Below are 18,521 nucleotides of genomic sequence, written 5' to 3'. Positions count from 1 at the left end.
TTTTATATTTCGACCTGTTAATACAAAATCCTGCTCACTAAACTAAAAAGTGAACTTTGAATAAAACAAGTTAAAACCTAGACGACCCTTTAGTGTTGGTGGGTTTCATACCCCAACTTCTCGATCAGCACCCGCAGGCTATCTTCGCTGATAAATCGGGTATCAAATGTAATTATCCCGTGCCCGCGGTGCCCGGCAGTCATCTCCACCAGGGTTGTTCCCGGGATCCGCTTCAGTTCTTCGTTCAACCGTTCCACATCAGCCTCGCTGTTCAATCCGTGGACATGAACGTGGGAGACATGGTTGATTTTATGAGGTGAGCCGCAACATTCACACATTTTTTATTCCTCCCTCAGTTTAGTTAAACGACTTATTCCGTCTGCTGCCCCAAAGTAATCAAGGTTAAGTCAATTCCTTCCCAGTTGAGGTAAACACCAGTTTACCGTGCTTGACGCCTTTCACTGAGATCAGTCGCTCCCCCACCTGCTTGATCTCATCCGCTTTTCCCTTCAGGACCAGGACCTCCAGGCAGTTGTGGTGATCCAGATGGACATGGAGCGTCGAAATAATCACAGAGTGATGATCATGCTGAATTTCATTTAAGGTTGTGGCCAAGTTGTTGACGTGGTGATCATAGACCAGGGTCGCCGTGCCAACCACCTCTGATGAACCAGTTTGCCACTCCTCGTCAACTAATAGCCCGCGCACCATATCGCGAATGGCTTCTGACCGGTTAGCATAACCCTTGCGCCGGATCAGCCGATCGAACTTAGCTAATAACTGGGCATTCATCGAGACACCAAAACGGACCAGTTCCTCTGCCATCCCACTCCTCCTTCCTCGTGGCACATCTTCAGAAAAGCGTGATATTTATACTGAATTCTCTTTAAATTAGTCAACTCCTGCTGTTGCCCGGAATTTTACAAACATTTATCTTAATCATGAGTATGCAGATGAATATGCGCCCCATCCCCATGATTGTGACAGTATTCGTCAATCAGATTGACCGACATCAATAACTCTTTGTTTTCTAAAGCAGCTAAACTCGGTCCATCATAGACTAGTTCATGCTGCTCTGATAAAACAAGAACACGGTCAGAAATGGCATGAGCCAATTCCAAATTATGCGTAGCAGTGATGATGGTGCGGCCATGATTATTCAGTTCGAGCAATAATTCTGTCAACCACCTTTGCGTTTTCGGGTCCAGACCATTGGTTGGTTCATCCAAAACTAATACCTCAGGGTTTAACGCCAGGACCGCGGCCACTGCGACCTTCTTTTTCTCCCCCCCACTCAAACGATACGGTGACCTGTCCCGTAAATGGCAAAGATTTAGCATTTTCAGCACGTCCTCGACTCTTTGCTTGACGGCCTCGCTTCCCCACCCCATCTGCAGCGGTCCAAAAGCGATCTCATCCCAAACCCTGGTGGAAAAAAGCTGGGCATCAGAGTTTTGAAAGACAAATCCCACTCGCCGATGATATTCTTTAGCCAGGACGTCATTTTCAAAGTATTTTTCACTGATTTCATCCCCAAAAGCCGTGAACTGCCCCGCCCAAGGAAAAACCAAACCGCAGATGAGCTTTAACAGCGTTGATTTTCCAGATCCGTTCGCCCCGAGTATACAAATCTTCTCGCCCGGATAAATGGTCAAGCTAATTCTCTCAAAAACTGGTTCGCCCGGACTATAGCCGAACATTATGTTTTTGAGGCTAAAAAGCGGCGCTTTAGACAAGTTTCAATTCCCCCATGATTGTAATGAGTACTATTATTAACAGAAACCCTATCCAGTTCAAATCTAACCTTTTTAATTGTACTTGGCCTATACTTACCGCTTCCCCGGTATAGCCTCGGGCACTCATCGCCATGTAAACCTCATCCGAGAGCACCATGCTCTTAGCAAACAAGGCCCCAATTGAAGAACCAACCAGAGCTCGTTTTTGCCGTAAGGAAAGTTCACCTACCGTCCGCAAGCTGCGCGCTTCAAACATCTCAATCGAAGTATGAAGAAGCAGAATCAGGTATCGATAACTCATTTCAATCATCATAACAAACAATGGCGGAATTCTCAACACCCGCAATGACTTGAGAAGTTTCGCGATCGGCGTAGTGAGAGTCAAGAGAGTGCCCATAGAAACCGATATTCCCACCCGCATGACCAAGAATAAGGCTGCCCGGCTTCCTTGTCTAGTTATATAAATGCTGGTAGGTAGGTCAATAAGACCAAATATTTTGTCTGGGTAAGGAGATTGATAGAGATACAGCAAAGGATCTCCGTCGACAAAAATGTTTAACGTTCCCGGGAGGGCTGCCAAGAGCGTTAACAGGGGGACAAAACCCCATATTCGTTTTTGTAAGGTCCATACAGGTAACCGCGAGGCTTTCATCAAGCCAATTGAACAGCCCAGGAGACCCAATAGAACCCAGAGGCTCTTGGCCAGGGCCGCTAGGGCAATCAACACCACAGTCGAGATCAACTTGATTCTTGGATCAAGTTGCTGCCAGAGTCCTTTCAGGGAAGCGTATCGTTCCGTCGACAGGTCGTCAAAAATCGCCTTGTTCATTTGGCCAATACTTTTCGTCAAGTAATGGTAAGGCCGACGAATTGTTTTCGTTTGCCTGGTTACACTACTCCCTTGTTTCTCGACCATCCATTCAGGCAGCATCGTATCTGCCTCCTCATTAAACTTTCAGAAAGCTTTCATCAAACTGAAAAGGACGAGGTGCCATGCAATAAGACACCTCGTACAATTAAGAGGGATATCAGGCCACGACTTCTGGAGCCATAGCGAAGATTAGTTCAATGAAGCGAATACAAAACAGGATATTATACTACTCGCGGACAATTCTGGAGAACATCATTATAACGGCCACGACCAGGGCAACCCCGATAACAGCGGAAAAGATATAACCAAAAGCTGATTGCAGAGGACCTTCCAGGCCCGGTATGCTGTAATCAGGTAATAGCACATATTTCCACATATCAGCGAACTTTTCTAAACCAGCTGGAATAAAACCGACCTCGGCCAATAGTTCCTCCTTTGACCATTCGCCAAAGGCAGTCCCTGTAGCGATCAAACCGAGCGGAGATAAAATAATTAAAACCCCTAAAGCAAGCCACAAGTTTCGAAAGTCCTTAATCACACGCCCTAACCCCCATTTCCTAATTATCTGCTTTGACTAAGACCTTGCCCGAGGCAATTGATGGGTAGTTTTTTACGGCGAAGACCATCCCCAAAACCGTTACCACTCCCTCAACTGGACCAGCAAAAATCAAGTGTTCCGCCATCATGGCGCCAACAGCGATCTTAATCGGATACATGAAGTAGAGGGGCGTGCCATCAGCCGCCTGAAAGAGATGATACTGGGTGCCAAACTCAAGCGCCGTAAAAAAAGCAGCCAAGTTCAAACCCACGTATCCCCCTAGCGCCGCCGCGATTATGCCGCGGTTAGACAACATGTCCGATTTCCCTTTTACTAACTTGTAGACAAAATATCCCGCGAAGGGCATCGCTACTCCCATGTTAAAACAGTTAGCCCCAATGGCCAGCACCCCTCCATCTCCAAAAACCAACGCCTGGATTATCAAAGCTATTGATACCCCAATACACGCCGCCCAGGGGCCAAGCAGTATCGCGACCAATACCGCTCCAACCGCATGAGCAGAACTTCCGCCGGGTATCGGCAAGTTAAACATCATAATGGTAAAAGAAAAAGCGGCTCCTATAGCTAGAAGCGGTACTTCTCTCTTTTTTAGTGTTGATTTGACTTTTTTTATGGCTACTCCCCAGATCGGGATCATGGCCCCGATCAGCGGAATTGCCGTTTGCGGACTCAGGTAACCATCTGGAATATGCATATTAACTACCCCCCACCAATAACAGTCAATTAATAAATGCAGTGTTAAATCTCATCAAATCGTGCTACCTAGGCGTAAAAATTTTTTGCTACCTAGAGGTATAAAAAATTTTTATAATGCCTTAGAGATTATAAATTTTTAACCCCCTCCTTTTTCATCAGACCATCATAACACGTTGATAAAATTTGTGTTACTCTCGGGATTAATTCGACCTTCTCGTACTAATTCCTCCCACCAAAAAAATTTAATTTTAAATGGCTGTCTTTTTTATTTTTATTGCCCACAATATAAATATATCTTTATAATTTCCTGTTTGTAGCGAAGCCTCTCCCGCCTAAAGAGGCAGGAGCTTCCCTGGTTCATAGAAGGAGCTTCGGCTGCCAAAAAGCACACCGAAGCTCAAGGCTCTCCTGTCAATCTGACCGACTAATCTCCTCTAAAACCAGCTGGATCACCTGGGGAAGCCGGGCCCGAATCTCGGGTGACAGTTCCAGGTCCCAGGTGATTTCCTTCGGTTCAACCCCGATAATAATGGTCGGCGGTCGACGCCCAATCTGTTCGATCATCATAAGGGTCTCGATCAGGTTCGACTGGTGGAGGGAGACGTTGAACTCTGCCGGGGTGATGGTTAAATCTTCCGGGCGGACTCGATAAATAGCCCCGGGTTCATGCCCGCCTTTGAGGGCATCAACCACGATCAGGCGATCGGCCTCGCTGATGATGTGTGACATATCCAGGGCCGCTGTGCCCGCATCAATCACCTCAACCTGAGGCGGGAGCTCCATCTTCATCAGTTCGTGCGCCACGTGAACCCCCACCCCTTCGTCTTTCAAGAGTAAATTACCAACACCTAAAACCAAAACTTTACTCAATATTTTTCCCCTCTACTTAGCTTTTAAGCTGGCCTTTTGGCCGGTTGGCACTACCTGCTCCTCTTCATGATCTCCATGATAGAAATCAGTCGGCATATAACCCGTAAACATAGACCTTAAGATCGGGAAACCTTCCGCGATGTCCAAATAGACGTGGACCAGTACAGAAAGCACAAAGACCCAGGTAACACAGTAATGAATCATCCTGACAATGATTGGTCCGCCCAGCAAGTATGCCCAATAACTCATTTTGGTCGGCCAGTAGAGAATGAAACCAGTGATTATCTGGACAATTGCTAGCACAAAAACCCCTGTATACATCATCTTCTGACCGGGGTTGTACTTACCGTAATACGGGTGACGGTTGGTCAGAAAGAGATAATATTTGATCATGCTCGGAAATTTTTTGATATCACTTGGCTGGAATAAGATGTTCCGGTAATCCCCGGTGGCAAACATGTAGTAAAGCCGGCCGATAACTCCGAAGATCAAGAAATACATCATGATGAAGTGCAGGTACCGGGCCGTATCCATATTGCTGAACAGCCTGAACTTCAACGGGCTGTGGATATAAAATCCTGTTAAGATTAAAATAGTGATCGCCACCATGTTCCACCAGTGGAAGAAACGGATGGCGAAGGGGTGGCGCAGTTCTTGTTTCATGCTCATCCCCCTTTCTAGTACACCCGGTGTATTGCCAGTACCTTCTTATCCGGGGTAACTAGATGGACAGCGCAGCCGATGCACGGGTCGAACGCCCGGATGATCCGCACCACTTCAATCGGGTTCTTGGGATCTTTGACCGGCGTACCGATCATCGCCTGCTCGATCGGGCCAGGCTGGTTGTTGGCGTCCCGCGGCGAGGCATTCCAGGTCGTCGGTACAACGGCATTGTATTTGGCTGTTTTGTGGTGTTCGATCTTGATCCAGTGGCCAAGTGCGCCTCGGGCAGCTTCGGTTAAGCCCATGCCCTGGGCCTTCTCCGGTACCTGATGCGGTGTGCAGACCGGCGCCCCGGGTTGAAGCTGCATTAGCCAATCTTCCATGGCATGGGCAATCAACGAACACTCGACCGCCCGGGCAAAGTGTCGGCCCATGGTAGAGAAGGCAGCGTTACCTAAAGCCCGCACATCTTTCTGTTTGTTCACCCACATCCGCGCCAGCGGGCCAACCTCCATGACTTTGCCGTTATAACGCGGTGATTTAAGCCAAGAGTAGGCGCCCTGTTTGGTCGGATTGGGGGTGATGACACTTTCGGTCGGGTGTTTGCTGCCGGCCGTATCATCATTATACCAGGAGTACTTAACATCTTCGTTAATTTTTGCTGGGTCTAATGTTCCATCCTGGCCATCAAGATAGATACCGCGCTTGATGAATTGGTTTTGACCAGCCGGGTCTTTCTTATCGTCCAATGGGAATACCCCATAGGCTAACATGTTCTTGCAGCCAGTGCCAATGCTAAACCAGTCTTTATAGGCTTCGGCCACGGCTTTAACCGTCGGAACATAAACATTATCAATGAATCCGATGAGTTCTTTCAGTCTGGACTTGAATTCCATTACTTTCTGGGCATCAACAGTCTCGGTCACTCCGCCTGGTACGATCGCCTGGACGTGTGGCATCCGTCCACCAAATATAGCCAGCATTTCGTGGGCTTTCTTACGCATCTCAAGGGCCTGGAGGTATTGGTCAACCGCCGCCTTATTTACAGCCTCCGGTAGCCGGTAATCACCTTCGTAGCGCGGAATAAACGGCGCCACGTCAGGTCCTTTCACGTAGTCCAGCGCCGCCAGGTGGTAGAAATGCAGGATATGGGACTGAATATAGTTAGCGCCAAGGATCAGGTTACGAATGATTCGCCCATTAGTCGGTGGAGTAATGCCGAAGGCATCGTCGAGTGACAGCGCAGCCGCTGTCGCGTGCCCAGTCGGTCAAACCCCACAGATCCGTTGGACAATCTGCTGGGCATCCCGTGGATCGCGCCCCTGAAGGATAAGTTCAAAACCACGGAACAAGGCCCCTGTACTGTGCGCATTAACAACCTTACCCCCGTCGATTTCTACCTCCATTTTCAGATGTCCCTCAATCCGGGTTACGGGGTCAACTACTACCTTCATGGCCATTACTTGTCACCCTCTTTCTTTTCATCATGTTTGCCGCCAATGCGGCCAGTCACAATGTTACCAATCAGATGGCCACCAATTCCTGCTACTGTCGCCGCTCCTAAAGCCAAGCCGATAGTATCAGCAGTATAACTGATTTGTGGTCCTAAAGGAATCTCCGGTAATCGTTTATATACTGGTGAGGTGCCATCTGGGAAAGCCGGTTCAGTGCAGGCCAGGCACGGAGCCCCGCAGTTGACACACCAGTTGACACCATTGTTCCAGAGTCGCGTCGAAGCATCGCAGTGGGCCATTGGTCCTTTGCAGCCGATTTCTAACAGGCAGCCGGGTTCACCAAAGGTTTTGGCGAAGATGCTGTTGTCAAAGTACTGCCGGCGCGGACAGTTATCGTGGACAGTTCCGCCGAAGAACATTTTCGGTCGGCCGTGTTTGTCAAGCTCAGGGATATCTTTATATAGAAGGACATGGGCGATTGTGCCGACGATCCAATCGGGATGCGGCGGACAGCCAGCAATATTGATGATCGGCGTTCCTTTGACTACTTTAGATACCGGTACACAGCCCGTCGGGTTGGGATCGCCAGCGGGAATTCCGCCGAAGGAAGAACAGGTTCCGACCGCTAATACAGCAGCAGCATTTTCGCCTAGGCGCTTCACCAGGTCAGTGAACATGACGGGTTTGCCGTCTTTGGTCTCGCCAACAGTACAGTAGAACCCGCCGTCTTTGGTCGGGACGGCCCCCTCAACGACCAGATAATATTTCTTCGGGTACTCAGCAATAGTCTTGTCCATGGCTTCAATGGCCAGATCACCAGCCGCAGCCATGACGTTGGGATGAAATTTGAGGCTGATGATGTCCAACAGCACTTCTTTGATGTCAGGATGAACAGAATTTAATAATGAGATCGAGCAACCAGTACAAGACGCCCCTTGAATCCAGATGACTGGCGGTGCACCCTGGGCAGCCTCAGCCAGATAAGGCGCGAGCAAACCGGACATACTGATCGCTACCGCCGAGCCAGCACACAGTTTAATAAACTCCCGTCTAGTCAGCGTTGGCATACATATCCCTCCTTGGTCTTTTATTCTAGCTCTTTCCAGGCAAAAAAATTTCTGTCAATTTTCCAAGATTATACCACCTCCCTGTTGGTTAAATGAATTTAGATTAATGTTTCCGGAAAAACTAATTGTTCATTTTAGCCATAATCTGTTCCAACAGCCAATTCGTCCACTCATTCATGTTTTCTCCCGTCTTTGCTGAAACAAAGAAGAGTTTGGCGTGCGGGTTGATCAAGCTGACATCACGTTTTAGTTCTTCGGGATCAAAATCAGTGTAGGGCAGTAAGTCTATTTTATTGACCAAAATAGCTGCAGATTCTCTGAACATCAATGGATACTTCATCGGCTTATCGTTTCCCTCGGTAACACTGATCACCATTACTTTAATATCTTCACCCAGGTCAAACTCGGCCGGGCAGACCAGATTACCCACGTTTTCCACCACAATTAGATCAAACTTCTGGTCCCCTAATTTAGTCACTGCCGAGGCAATCATATTAGCATCCAGGTGGCAGGTACCACTGGTGTTGATCTGGACAACTGGCACTCCTCGTTTGGCAATGCGGTCAGCATCTCTGGTAGTACAAATATCACCCTCGATTACCCCGACCGCGATTCTATCTTTTAACTTCCCCAGAGTTTCTTCCAATATTGTGGTCTTGCCGGCGCCGGGAGAACTCATCAGGTTAACGACAAACGTGCCAGACTGGGCAAAACGCTCACGATTTTGCCCGGCGATCGCTGTATTAGCGTCTAGAATATTGGCTACCAGTTCTACTTTCAATTGAAAACCTCCTTTAAGATTTAACCTGGAAATAAAAGGGGCTCCACTCGGGAAGAAAAAGATTGGGATTGGGTTTTAGATCCTGAGGGAGCCCAAGACTATTATTACCAGGGTATTCCAAACCCAAACCAGGCGGAAAGCCATTCCCGATTTTCCAATTATTTATTTTTTGTTATTCTTTAGTTATTCTTTTTGTTATGCTTTTATTATTCGTTTCTAAGAAACAAATCCCTGCAAAAAACAAATCAGATATTTTATAATTTAATTAAAATATTGTACGCAAAATGCAAAAGCTAGCTCTTTAAATCAATAACCTGATTAAGAGCTAGCCTACCAGGCGTCCACAAATAATTACAGACCCCAGTCTACTAGGAGGAAAACAACCACTTCCCTCACCCGAGATAGTTCAGAACCAAACGGCACATCAACTGGCGTTTGTTCCAGTTGAGCATCACCCATAAAGGTCACTTGACAAGTAAGACAAAGAAAGAACTTCCTCCCACTCGCCTAGCCCCGCATGGATTCTTCCCGTTCTCAGCCTGCTGGAATTATCTGGCTTATTTTAGTTGTCCATTGTTATTGTTATATTATTTTGATATGTGAAAAACCAATTTCCTAGCTAACCTGATACGACATATAGAAAAAATGACGAATATATACAATATATAGACATAAAATAATTACTTTAGAGTTTTTTCACTAATAATATTATTATATAATACACTTACTTTAGAAGTAAAGGATTAATTTGTCGAAACCTGCTTAGCTTTGGTTTTGGAGCAGTTCCTCCAGGTTCCGGTCAAGAATAAAAATTTCGATCCGCTCACCGGTCTTGGTGCTGATGTCGCTGTGGCTGCTAATTACCTTACAGCCAGTAACATTAGCAATAATTTGCTCCTCCTCTTCCGCATAAGTTTCTCTCAAGACTTCTCGCATCTGCTTTACGACTTGACAGCCCTTTTCAGATTTTGTCAGGTGTTTTTCTACGGTAGTCAAAACCCCCTTCAGTCTCAGGATTACCATATCATGCACAATATAGCTCCTGGCGTCCTCCGGGCCCCTACCGAGGATTTCCCTTTGCAGTTTGACAACTAGATTAGTAATCTCAGCCTCAAGCCGGCTTTTTTTAGGCATATTCCGGACCCCTTAATCAATGGTAAGTGAACATATATCATAATTGTAATTTATATTGTAGACAAAATACCGTGATGAAACAAGCGGTACATCACTTGAAAATCAATTGGGGAAAGAAAAAACAGAATTAAAATCACCCCCCGCGGGGATTGGGGGTGATTTTTTTGGAGTGACAATATATCAATTTGCGTTTTCACAGTTACTTAAACCATGAATTGGAGCTTGGCGCTTAACTGCGCCGCATCCAACCAGGTCCCCGACCACCGAAACCAGTGCCTCCGCCCCGGCAATTACCAGCACCCCAACCCGGGCAGGAGTAACCGTTCTGCGCCTGATACTGCTGGCGCTGCTCCAGACGCTGCTTGAGAACGTCACCCTGCTGGGGAGTAAGCTGTCCATACTCAACCCGTTTGTCAATAATCTGCTTCTGAATTTCAGTTTGTTGAACATACAGCTTCTCTAGTTCCGTCTGCTGTTGGGTAGTCAAACTGTCACTTGCCACTGCGGCAAAAGTAGTTGGTACGACCAGGACCAGCAGTAGAATCACACCGATGAGCACCATTGTCTTCTTTTTCATTTTTTGTCCACCTCCTCCCTGATAACTTCACCTTACGCTTTGATCATATCCAGTCCATGTGAAGAAGTTATGAAGAAGATATAAAGGTTCTATGAAATTGGCGGGAGTATGACAGTAAACGTACTGCCTACTCCCGGCGTACTGGCAACCCGGATCTCTCCCTGGTGGGCATCAATTAGTTCCTTAGCAATCGCCAGGCCAATCCCCGTTCCCCCGGTCTCTTTCGTGCGGGAAGGATCAACCCGGTAAAATCGTTCAAAAATGTGGGGCAGGTGCTCAGGAGGAATCCCAATGCCGGTATCGCTAACTTGCATCACGATCTGGTCGCCTTCCCGCGCCACGGCTACGGTGACTTTCCCCTGGCTGGCAGTATATTTGTAGGCATTAAACAACAGGTTATGCAACACTCTGGTCATGGCATCCGGGTCAATCTTAGCCAGCAATGGAGAAGGTGATAAATGCAGTTCGACCGCAATGTCTTTTTCCTCAAACAGCGGCCTCATCTTCTGGACCACACCCTCGACCAGTTCACCAAAATCCGTCTGAATTTTTACCAGGTTAAGGGCCTGGGCATCGGCGGCTGATAGTTCCTGGAGGTCCTGGACCAATTTGACCAGGGACATCACCTCTTCATGCACCACCTGCAAGTTTTTCTGGTCAGGAATCAAGATGCCGTCCTGAAAAGCTTCCAGGTGGATCCGCAGCGTGGTAAGCGGAGTCTTTAGTTCATGAGCAATATCACCGATTAATTTTTTGCGCAGACGCTCCTGACCCTGCAGTTGGTCAGCCATTAGATTGAATGTTTCGGCCAAAACCCCGATTTCATCCCGGGTGTGTACCGCAACGCGTTGATTCAGATCGCCTTCGGCCAAACGCTTGGCTGCCCGCGTGACTTGCCCAATAGAAGCGGTAATGTTTCTGGCCAGAAAGTAGGTCGCCGGTAAAATTAATACAGCGGCCAGTAAGCCAGCCAAAATAATAGAATAATTAATGCGGCCTAGAAACCAGAGGTCTTCCGCGGTCCACATCCCGTGGCGCCCCATTTGAGTCAAGTAGGCGGTGCCGACTTGCACGCCGTTGGCAATGATCGGGGCTTCACGGACTGCTCCTGGCCGGTTCCAGACCTCTGACCCCATCGTGCCGCGCCGGCCCATCATACCCATCCCAGGAGACAGGTCCACCACCAACCGTCCGTTGTTATCCACCACCCGGACGGCGGTACCCATCATCATCCCCATTGGCGGCAATTGGGCCCGCACCCGCTGCCAGTCCCCGTATGTCTCATACAGAGAACTCAATGTTTCCACAATCTGCTGGTTACGGATGTCTTGGTTCCGCTGAATGTAAGTAGCAAAGGCGCTATTTAAGATATAGTTGACAAAAGTACCAATCAAGCCGATACTCAGAAGGATTGAAACCAAGCAAACAAGAATGACCTTTATCCACAAGCTAATTCGCACGGCCATCGCCCTCAAATTTATACCCCACCCCGTAGACGGTTTTGATAAACCGTGGTTCATCGGGGTTTAACTCGATCTTCTGGCGCAGATTCTTGATATGGACGTCGATGGTGCGATCATACCCCTCATAATTGTAACCGTGCACTTGAACAGTCAGCTGACTGCGGGTATAAACCCGCCCTGGGTTACGTGCCAGGGTAACCAGCAACTTAAATTCCGTCGGTGTGAGGTTGACTGGCTGGCCATCCAGCCAGACCTGGTACTGCGCCAGGTCAATCCGCAGCTTGCCGGCGGGGAAGTCTAACACTTCATGATCACCCTTACCTTTGGCTTTAGTACGCCGCAAGACCGCCCGCACCCGCGCCACTAGTTCCCGGGGACTAAAGGGCTTGCTCATGTAGTCATCAGCTCCTAGGTTCAAGCCATGAATCAGGGAAGTTTCCGAATTCTTCGCGGTCAACATCAAGATCGCCACCTCAGACTCCGCACGCAAGATTTGACAGACCTCTTCACCGCTTTTGCCCGGTAGCATCAAGTCAAGCACCACCAGGTCAGGCCGCTCCGCTCTGGCCATTTCCACCGCGGTTTTCCCGTCATAGGCCACCAGAACCTCAAAGCCATCGTGCTCCAAGTAGGCCCGTACCACCTCAGCGATTTTCTTCTCATCGTCAACGACCAGGATTTTCCCGCTCACACACCATGTCCTCCTCTCGACTCCCTCAATTCATTACTCAATTATCAATCAAATGCGATTAGTTATGAGCATTGTATCATATTGGGTCAATGTTTTGAATTTTTCTCTCATTCCTAAGTGTACCGACTGAATGTGAAGAAAATATGAAGCAGGTAGAATTGAAAAAAATGAGCCAGCATAGGGAAACCCGCTGGCTCGTCAGGAAAAGAGGGTAAGGATACATTGACCAATTAACTTTGTCAAGAAAAAAACACGGTGTCAACCACCGTGTTCATTATTCTAAAAAACCTTAGCATTCAATTCGATTAACTTCGTTGATTATTGGAGGGTATTGCTCTTTGCTTTAACTTTTAATAAATAGGCTCGTGGGTTATATTAAGAAAACCTAGTCAAAATGTCGATGATGTCCTCCATCGCCACGCGGCCATCGCCTCCACTCGCCAGTTCCTCTAGCATTTTCTTGCCATAGTATCAACCAACGGCTTTCATCGCCACCCGGTTGATCGCCGCTTTCATGGCTGAAAGCTGCACCAGGATCGCGCCGCAGTCCTGGTTTTCCTCCATCATCCGTTGGACTCCCCGCGCCTGTCCTTCGATCTTCCGCATTCGGGTAATCAGGTCGTTAATTACCTCTTGCTCTTTATCAATCACCAAGAACCCTTCCTGTCGGCGAATCCCCTCACACCATTATTTAAAATGGTATACTGGGTATAGTATAGCTCAAGAACAGGGAGAAATCAACCAGCGGGGAAACATTAAAGCAAATCATACATCCGGATTCGGAAACTGGGTCTCGCCTTCCCGTAAATAGCGCACAATACCGGCCGCAATCGCCTGGGCTAATTGTTCCTGGTACGTCGGGGTGAGCAGTAATTGTCTTTCCTTTGGACTGGAAAGGTAGCCCATTTCAACAATCACTGCAGGCATGTCCGCCTGAATAATCAGATAATAATCACCCGCTTTGGCGATTCGTTTGGTCATGCCCGGGATCTGACGCAGTTCCTGTTGAATCCACTGGGCAAGGAGAGCACTCCGGTCAGATTGCGGATTATAGAAGACCTCTGCCCCAGCTTGATACTTACGCCAGCAGTTGACATGCAAGCTGATCAACAGATCCGCCCCATGCTCATTGGCTATTTCCAGGCGACGATCCAGATCGCTTTGCTTTCGAGTCTTCTCCCCCCGCAAGCGGCGGTGAACAATGTAGTCAATGTCTGTGCGCCTGGTCATTACCACCTGGACGTCCTGGGCAAGAAGTATTTTTTCCAACCTTAAGGCAACCGCAAGATTGATGTCTTTTTCATAAATCGAGCCGTGAATCGTTCCCGGATCTTCCCCGCCGTGACCGGCATCAATCACCACGACTTTAGAAGAAAATTGAGGCGTATGAGTCGGCGCAAAGACTAGCATCGGCCAAAAAAGCTGTACTAGGAGAAATAAGATGAACGCTAAAAAGAATTTTAACCCCATCGGTCGAGGGAAAAACCAATTCAAATTACCGGCCACCTCCATTAAAATGGCGAAGCCTGTTCTCCCTCTGTAGTTTGTCACGAAAATCTAAAATTGAAAGAAGTGGATTAATGGAGAAGCTGCCAGGAACTTTCTTTCGAAACAGCCGATCCTTTTCAAATTTTTCTTCATCATCCAAATCACGACTTTGTCATCACTGAGCAACCATTTTTCTATTATTTTCTCGCCCTCCGCTGGGAAAACAACCACGGCAACGCTCTAAAAGAATCCCCGGGTTTTTCTTATGGCTTTGAATTCATCGATTTCTCGATTATCAACATATTGTTCGTATAAAAAGCCTCCATTATGGAATGGAGGCTGGGGGTTTATGAAATTGCTACTTTATTTCCATTTATGCGCTATTCTATCATGCAACTCCGCCACCTTTGAATCGTTGAACCGGTCTACAGTACTCAGGTAACCCGTAATCCGCCGCACGCGGCGAATAGATATCGAGCCGCAGAAGGGGCATTCATCCCCCGGGAAAACCCCGGTCTGACTGCAACTGTCACAGAAATCGATAGGGAAGTTAATGCCGGCGTACCCCATGTCACTATTCTTCATGTGCTTGATAATGGTTTCTACCGCCTCCAGATTATGAATTGGCGGAGCAGAAAACTCAACATAGCTGATATGCCCGGCATTGGTGTACTTATGATATACTCCCTCCCGGGCCACCTTATCGTGGATGGAGATCGGGAAACTAACCGGAATGTGGAAAGAGTTGGTGTAGTACTCCTTATCGGTAACACCAGGAATCAGGCCGTATTCCTCACGGTCTATAGCCACGAAACGGCCGGACAGCCCTTCGGCAGGCGTCGCCAACAGAGTATAATTCAGGTTATACTCTTCAGCCGCCTGATCGATTTTATTGCGCATGTATTGAACCAGCGACATGCCGATGGCCTGAGCTTCGTCTGACTCACCGTGGTGCTTACCGATCAAAGCTACCAGGGCTTCCGCCAGACCAATAAAGCCTACCGACAGGGTACCGTGCTTAATGGCTTCCTCAATCGGGTCACATGGACCAAGCTTGTCCGAATCCAGGTACAGCCCCTGGCCCATCAGGAAAGGCAGGTCTTTAACCTTGAGGGCGGCCTGAACCCGGTACCGGTGATACAATTGTCGACAGGCCAGGTCAATTATAGCATCTAATTCCTGGTAGAATTTGCCCAGGCTGCGGTTGGCCTTGATCGCCAGCCGGGGCAAGTTAATCGTGGTAAAAGAAAGATTTCCGCGCTGCTCCGTAACTTCCGGGCCCCGGCGATTACCGATCACTCTCGTTCGACAGCCCATGTAGCTGACCTCACACCCATATGGCTTGTTAAAGGAGGAATCCATGAAGCTGAACGTCGGATTCATCCGCTGGGCCGCTACCTTGATGGCTAGCTTGAACAGGTCATAGTTAGGATCGCCAGGGTTGGCGTTTACCCCGTCCTTGACACGGAAGATTATATTGGGGAAGATAGGGTTTTCTCCCCGCCCCAGCCCTTTTTCGTACGCCAGGAGCAAGTTACGCGTCACTTTCCGCCCTTCTTCAGATGTATCTGCCCCAATATTCAGACTGGAAAAGGGCACTTGGGCCCCCGCGCGCGAGTTATGGACAAATATGCCTTGAGCCGTCATGAAGTTCTCATTATCTGCCACCGAAATATCATAAACATAAGGTTCGTAGGGAAGTTCCTCGATATCACGTACACCCAGCGGGTATACTTCTAGCGCTCTTTTTAAGATCATCAGTAATTCAACGAACTCTTTATTCTTTTTCAAAACCGCCTTTGCCCAACGCATTACCAGAACAGGGCTCTGGCAGTCGTTAGTGATGCGCCCACCTTCAGCCCTCATACCTAAATCCTGAGGTAACATAAACCTTTCTAACCAATCAGCATAAGGTAGGAATATGGGCAGATATTTACTGAAACGAGGTAATTGATCCCTTATTAATAGTTTCTGTAAGTGATACTTTTCAGTGGAATCTACCAATTTAAGAGATTTCTCAACTTCACTCTTCCAAAATTCAAAATTAGCTAGCTGAGTTACCATTCTCTCCTCTTCTGGTTTTAGCCGACGAGCCTCCAAATCGGCCACTAACTCTTCAATATAGACCGGTCGGATCCGGTATTGATGTGCGTTCCGGCTGTGAATCCCATAAACTCTAGCAATGTGCGGGCGCAGGTATTCGTAATCGTATTGGGTTTGCTCGGTGGTCACTCGGTATAGGTCAGCTAAATTCTCCCCTTTTCTTCCTGATAGAGATAAGGAAGTAGCATAATAACCTCCCACCGCGATCTTATACTGTTCACAAACACTAGCGAACCGGGTCTGTGGGTAATACTGGCGCATGTAGGCAGGGATTCCCAACCTGACTAACAGCAAGTAGATGCCGTCCCGCAGTTCCGAGGATATGGTGGTAGCAGTTACACGGTTACCGCTCACACTCCCGTCTCCGCTCAAATAACCATCCAGGAAGGCTCTGATTATGGATTCAGAAGCCAGGAAAAGCTCTGAGGGCACCCGTTTATTTGCCGCGCCCCGGCCACAAATATCCCCAACAAAACTAGCAAATGTACGTCCCACCCGGCAAGCCACGTCAGCCTTTTTTCCATTTCGATAGCGGAGGCGCACAGAAAAGTCAGGATGGATCCGTTGCAATATTTCCTTGATAACAAACTCCAGTTCCTCATCAAATAAGGCCAGTTGAATTGCCGATCCATCTACTGAACCTTCTGCTACATAGAAACCTAAGAACCGGGCCAGGTTTTCATCAAGTTTTAATTGAGCCATGGGATAACGGCGCGATGCTGGATACCTGCTCAAGTCATAGATGTGTTCATGCGCCTCAATCTGCCATCGGGCTGGGGTCAGACCAACCCGCATGGCTTCGGGCATTGCAGTAGTGATCTCCCCATTCTCATTCAAAGTCATCAAGGAATGGTTGTCCGTTACCTCCACACACTGACCCGACTTCAGTCTAACTCTGAGCAGCCTGTTGAAATTTGGGTGTTTCATAGAAGCAGTGATGTCTTTTAACTCAGTACGCCCGGTCTGGTAGTTGAGGCTTAACGCAGCAAAGCGGCCCGGTTTAAACTGACGGTGGAATTCCTCCATGGAAATGGTATAAAACTGCCCCTTATCCCGGTCGAAAACCCAAATCCGCTCGCGGCCACGTAGCGAGTGCATGCTGTTCAGGTTATAGATCAAAGCCTCCATGGCCTGGAAGGTTTCATCCTCTGAGGCGTCCTTCACGAACTCAGCGATGTCACGGTCAAAGAACGGAAACGACTGGCCGCCAAACATATCATTCTGCGAGCTCTGCAAGATGATCGCCGCTAAAGCAGTAGCGGAACCAGGCCGCTTCGGAGGTCGAATATAACCGTGCCCGTTATTGAAGCCTGATTTGAGCAGTTTTCCCAGAGGGATCTGGATACAGTTGAGCGTTTTGGCATAGAAGTCTAAATCATGAATGTGGATATCACCACGAATGTGGGCCAAAGAGAATTCTTCGGGGATCAGGCGCGTCAAATAGTAGCGCTTGCTGGCCGCGCTAGCAATCTGCAGCATCTTGGCCGAGGGCGAGTTACCAATGTTGGCATTTTCCCGGTTGGTTTCCACCAGAATATCCGCTACAGTGTCCATTAACTCTGATTTGCCTTCCCGGATTCTGGTTCGCTTCGCCCGGTAGAGAATGTAGGCCTTAGCGGTTTTCGCGTGCCCGGCCTCAATCAAGACCTTCTCAACCGCATCCTGCACGTCTTCTACCGTAAAGATATTGCCGTTAAACTGCTTTTTCAACAGCCTAAGAACCTCAACAGTAAGTTCAACGGCGGTCTGCCGGTCCTCCCCGCCAACCGCTTGGGCCGCCTTAAAGATAGCATCAGTAATCTTGGCGTCATTAAATTCAACTTCGCGGCCATCTCGTTTTTTAATCTTAGTAAACATGGATAGCGCCTCCTCTATTGACTTGTATTTGATTTAATCAATTTTTCTATCTCCTGGATAAACTTGTGCGCGTCAGTAAACTGCCGGTAGACCGAAGCAAATCGCACGTATGCAACTTCATCAACCTGACGCAATTTTTCCATCACCATTTCACCAACCACCTGACTGGTAATTTCCTGGTCCATGGTATTGCGCAGTTCTTTCTCTACCTCATCCACCAGTTTTTCCAGCACAGCCAGTGTTGTCGGCCGCTTTTCACAGGCTTTGATCAGCCCGCGCAGGAGCTTATTGCGGTCGAAAACCTCTCTTCGGCCATCCTTCTTCACGATCATCAGCGGAATCTCTTCGATTCGCTCGTAGGTGGTGAATCTTTTGGCACACTCCAAACATTCCCGGCGGCGCCGGATCGCGTTGCCATCCTCGGCCGGTCGAGAATCCAGTACCTTGCTATCCTCATAGCCACAGAACGGGCAGCGCAATACCCTCCATCCCCTCTCTAGTTCCCAAAAGA

19 protein-coding genes are annotated in these 18,521 nt (G+C 48.2%); all 19 read right to left on the bottom strand.

The window, feature by feature from the left end:
• Nucleotides 1-89: 89 nt before the first annotated feature.
• The 19 genes from HPY81_03945 to nrdR all read right to left on the bottom strand — a co-directional run bounded on the left by HPY81_03945 (nucleotide 90) and on the right by nrdR (nucleotide 18,489).
• On the bottom strand, nucleotides 90-338 hold the full coding sequence (locus HPY81_03945; protein ID NPV26610.1) for a hypothetical protein: 249 nt from the start codon (nucleotides 336-338) through the stop codon (nucleotides 90-92).
• 64 nt (nucleotides 339-402) lie between these two features.
• Entirely contained in the window at nucleotides 403-825 is a 423-nt protein-coding gene (gene nikR / locus HPY81_03940) for a nickel-responsive transcriptional regulator NikR (protein NPV26609.1), read from the bottom strand.
• Nucleotides 826-935: 110 nt separating this feature from the next.
• On the bottom strand, nucleotides 936-1,700 hold the full coding sequence (locus HPY81_03935; GenBank protein ID NPV26608.1) for an ABC transporter ATP-binding protein: 765 nt from the start codon (nucleotides 1,698-1,700) through the stop codon (nucleotides 936-938).
• Nucleotides 1,701-1,728: 28 nt separating this feature from the next.
• Nucleotides 1,729-2,667 carry a cobalt ECF transporter T component CbiQ gene (cbiQ, locus tag HPY81_03930; protein ID NPV26607.1) on the bottom strand — a complete coding sequence of 313 codons (939 nt, stop codon included), beginning with the start codon at nucleotides 2,665-2,667 and terminating at the stop codon, nucleotides 1,729-1,731.
• A 166-nt stretch (nucleotides 2,668-2,833) separates the two neighbouring features.
• Complete coding sequence (locus tag HPY81_03925) at nucleotides 2,834-3,145, bottom strand: cobalamin biosynthesis protein (GenBank protein ID NPV26606.1); 312 nt, start codon at nucleotides 3,143-3,145, stop codon at nucleotides 2,834-2,836.
• Nucleotides 3,146-3,164: 19 nt separating this feature from the next.
• On the bottom strand, nucleotides 3,165-3,860 hold the full coding sequence (gene cbiM / locus HPY81_03920; GenBank protein ID NPV26605.1) for a cobalt transporter CbiM: 696 nt from the start codon (nucleotides 3,858-3,860) through the stop codon (nucleotides 3,165-3,167).
• A gap of 413 nt (nucleotides 3,861-4,273) precedes the next feature.
• Entirely contained in the window at nucleotides 4,274-4,735 is a 462-nt protein-coding gene (locus HPY81_03915) for a HyaD/HybD family hydrogenase maturation endopeptidase (protein ID NPV26604.1), read from the bottom strand.
• Nucleotides 4,736-4,744: 9 nt separating this feature from the next.
• Nucleotides 4,745-5,395, bottom strand: coding sequence for a Ni/Fe-hydrogenase, b-type cytochrome subunit (cybH, locus tag HPY81_03910; protein ID NPV26603.1), 651 nt, complete (start codon nucleotides 5,393-5,395; stop codon nucleotides 4,745-4,747).
• Between the two features lie 14 nt (nucleotides 5,396-5,409).
• Nucleotides 5,410-6,855, bottom strand: a complete 1,446-nt coding sequence (locus HPY81_03905) for a nickel-dependent hydrogenase large subunit (GenBank protein ID NPV26602.1) — start codon at nucleotides 6,853-6,855, stop codon at nucleotides 5,410-5,412.
• A complete protein-coding gene (locus HPY81_03900) occupies nucleotides 6,855-7,916 on the bottom strand; it encodes a hydrogenase small subunit (protein ID NPV26601.1) in 1,062 nt (353 codons plus the stop codon). Before HPY81_03900 ends, HPY81_03905 begins: the two co-directional genes overlap by 1 nt.
• A 121-nt stretch (nucleotides 7,917-8,037) precedes the next feature.
• Nucleotides 8,038-8,697, bottom strand: a complete 660-nt coding sequence (gene hypB, locus HPY81_03895; protein NPV26600.1) for a hydrogenase nickel incorporation protein HypB — start codon at nucleotides 8,695-8,697, stop codon at nucleotides 8,038-8,040.
• 762 nt (nucleotides 8,698-9,459) lie between these two features.
• Nucleotides 9,460-9,831 carry a DUF2294 domain-containing protein gene (locus HPY81_03890; protein ID NPV26599.1) on the bottom strand — a complete coding sequence of 124 codons (372 nt, stop codon included), beginning with the start codon at nucleotides 9,829-9,831 and terminating at the stop codon, nucleotides 9,460-9,462.
• Nucleotides 9,832-10,060: 229 nt separating this feature from the next.
• Nucleotides 10,061-10,408 (bottom strand): YckD family protein, encoded by a 348-nt coding sequence (locus HPY81_03885; GenBank protein ID NPV26598.1) that lies wholly within the window; start codon nucleotides 10,406-10,408, stop codon nucleotides 10,061-10,063.
• Between the two features lie 89 nt (nucleotides 10,409-10,497).
• A complete protein-coding gene (locus HPY81_03880) occupies nucleotides 10,498-11,829 on the bottom strand; it encodes a HAMP domain-containing protein (GenBank protein ID NPV26597.1) in 1,332 nt (443 codons plus the stop codon).
• Between the two features lie 28 nt (nucleotides 11,830-11,857).
• The gene (locus tag HPY81_03875; protein ID NPV26596.1) at nucleotides 11,858-12,562 is read right to left on the bottom strand and encodes a response regulator transcription factor; all 705 of its coding nucleotides are present in this window, start codon (nucleotides 12,560-12,562) and stop codon (nucleotides 11,858-11,860) included.
• Nucleotides 12,563-13,033: 471 nt separating this feature from the next.
• Entirely contained in the window at nucleotides 13,034-13,168 is a 135-nt protein-coding gene (locus HPY81_03870) for a metal-sensing transcriptional repressor (protein NPV26595.1), read from the bottom strand.
• A gap of 159 nt (nucleotides 13,169-13,327) precedes the next feature.
• The gene (locus HPY81_03865; protein ID NPV26594.1) at nucleotides 13,328-14,056 is read right to left on the bottom strand and encodes an N-acetylmuramoyl-L-alanine amidase; all 729 of its coding nucleotides are present in this window, start codon (nucleotides 14,054-14,056) and stop codon (nucleotides 13,328-13,330) included.
• A 357-nt stretch (nucleotides 14,057-14,413) separates the two neighbouring features.
• The gene (gene nrdD / locus HPY81_03860) at nucleotides 14,414-18,010 is read right to left on the bottom strand and encodes an anaerobic ribonucleoside-triphosphate reductase (GenBank protein ID NPV26593.1); all 3,597 of its coding nucleotides are present in this window, start codon (nucleotides 18,008-18,010) and stop codon (nucleotides 14,414-14,416) included.
• Nucleotides 18,011-18,024: 14 nt separating this feature from the next.
• Nucleotides 18,025-18,489: a transcriptional regulator NrdR gene (gene nrdR, locus HPY81_03855; GenBank protein ID NPV26592.1), complete on the bottom strand. Its 465-nt coding sequence runs from the start codon at nucleotides 18,487-18,489 to the stop codon at nucleotides 18,025-18,027.
• Nucleotides 18,490-18,521 lie beyond the last annotated feature (32 nt).

This window comes from Bacillota bacterium, assembly GCA_013178045.1.
GTDB lineage: Bacteria > Bacillota > Ch66 > Ch66 > Ch66 > Ch66.
This window is presented reverse-complemented; position numbering and strand designations above follow the sequence as displayed.

What these genes read in the sequence shown, in the direction of transcription:
- HPY81_03945 (NPV26610.1), bottom strand. Translation starts at nt 338, where the DNA reads ATGTGTGAATGTTGCGGCTCACCTCATAAAATCAACCATGTCTCCCAC.
- nikR (NPV26609.1), bottom strand. Translation starts at nt 825, where the DNA reads ATGGCAGAGGAACTGGTCCGTTTTGGTGTCTCGATGAATGCCCAGTTA.
- HPY81_03935 (NPV26608.1), bottom strand. Translation starts at nt 1,700, where the DNA reads ATGTTCGGCTATAGTCCGGGCGAACCAGTTTTTGAGAGAATTAGCTTG.
- cbiQ (NPV26607.1), bottom strand. Translation starts at nt 2,667, where the DNA reads ATGCTGCCTGAATGGATGGTCGAGAAACAAGGGAGTAGTGTAACCAGG.
- cbiM (NPV26605.1), bottom strand. Translation starts at nt 3,860, where the DNA reads ATGCATATTCCAGATGGTTACCTGAGTCCGCAAACGGCAATTCCGCTG.
- cybH (NPV26603.1), bottom strand. Translation starts at nt 5,395, where the DNA reads ATGAAACAAGAACTGCGCCACCCCTTCGCCATCCGTTTCTTCCACTGG.
- HPY81_03900 (NPV26601.1), bottom strand. Translation starts at nt 7,916, where the DNA reads ATGCCAACGCTGACTAGACGGGAGTTTATTAAACTGTGTGCTGGCTCG.
- HPY81_03890 (NPV26599.1), bottom strand. Translation starts at nt 9,831, where the DNA reads ATGCCTAAAAAAAGCCGGCTTGAGGCTGAGATTACTAATCTAGTTGTC.
- HPY81_03885 (NPV26598.1), bottom strand. Translation starts at nt 10,408, where the DNA reads ATGAAAAAGAAGACAATGGTGCTCATCGGTGTGATTCTACTGCTGGTC.
- HPY81_03870 (NPV26595.1), bottom strand. Translation starts at nt 13,168, where the DNA reads ATGCGGAAGATCGAAGGACAGGCGCGGGGAGTCCAACGGATGATGGAG.
- nrdD (NPV26593.1), bottom strand. Translation starts at nt 18,010, where the DNA reads ATGTTTACTAAGATTAAAAAACGAGATGGCCGCGAAGTTGAATTTAAT.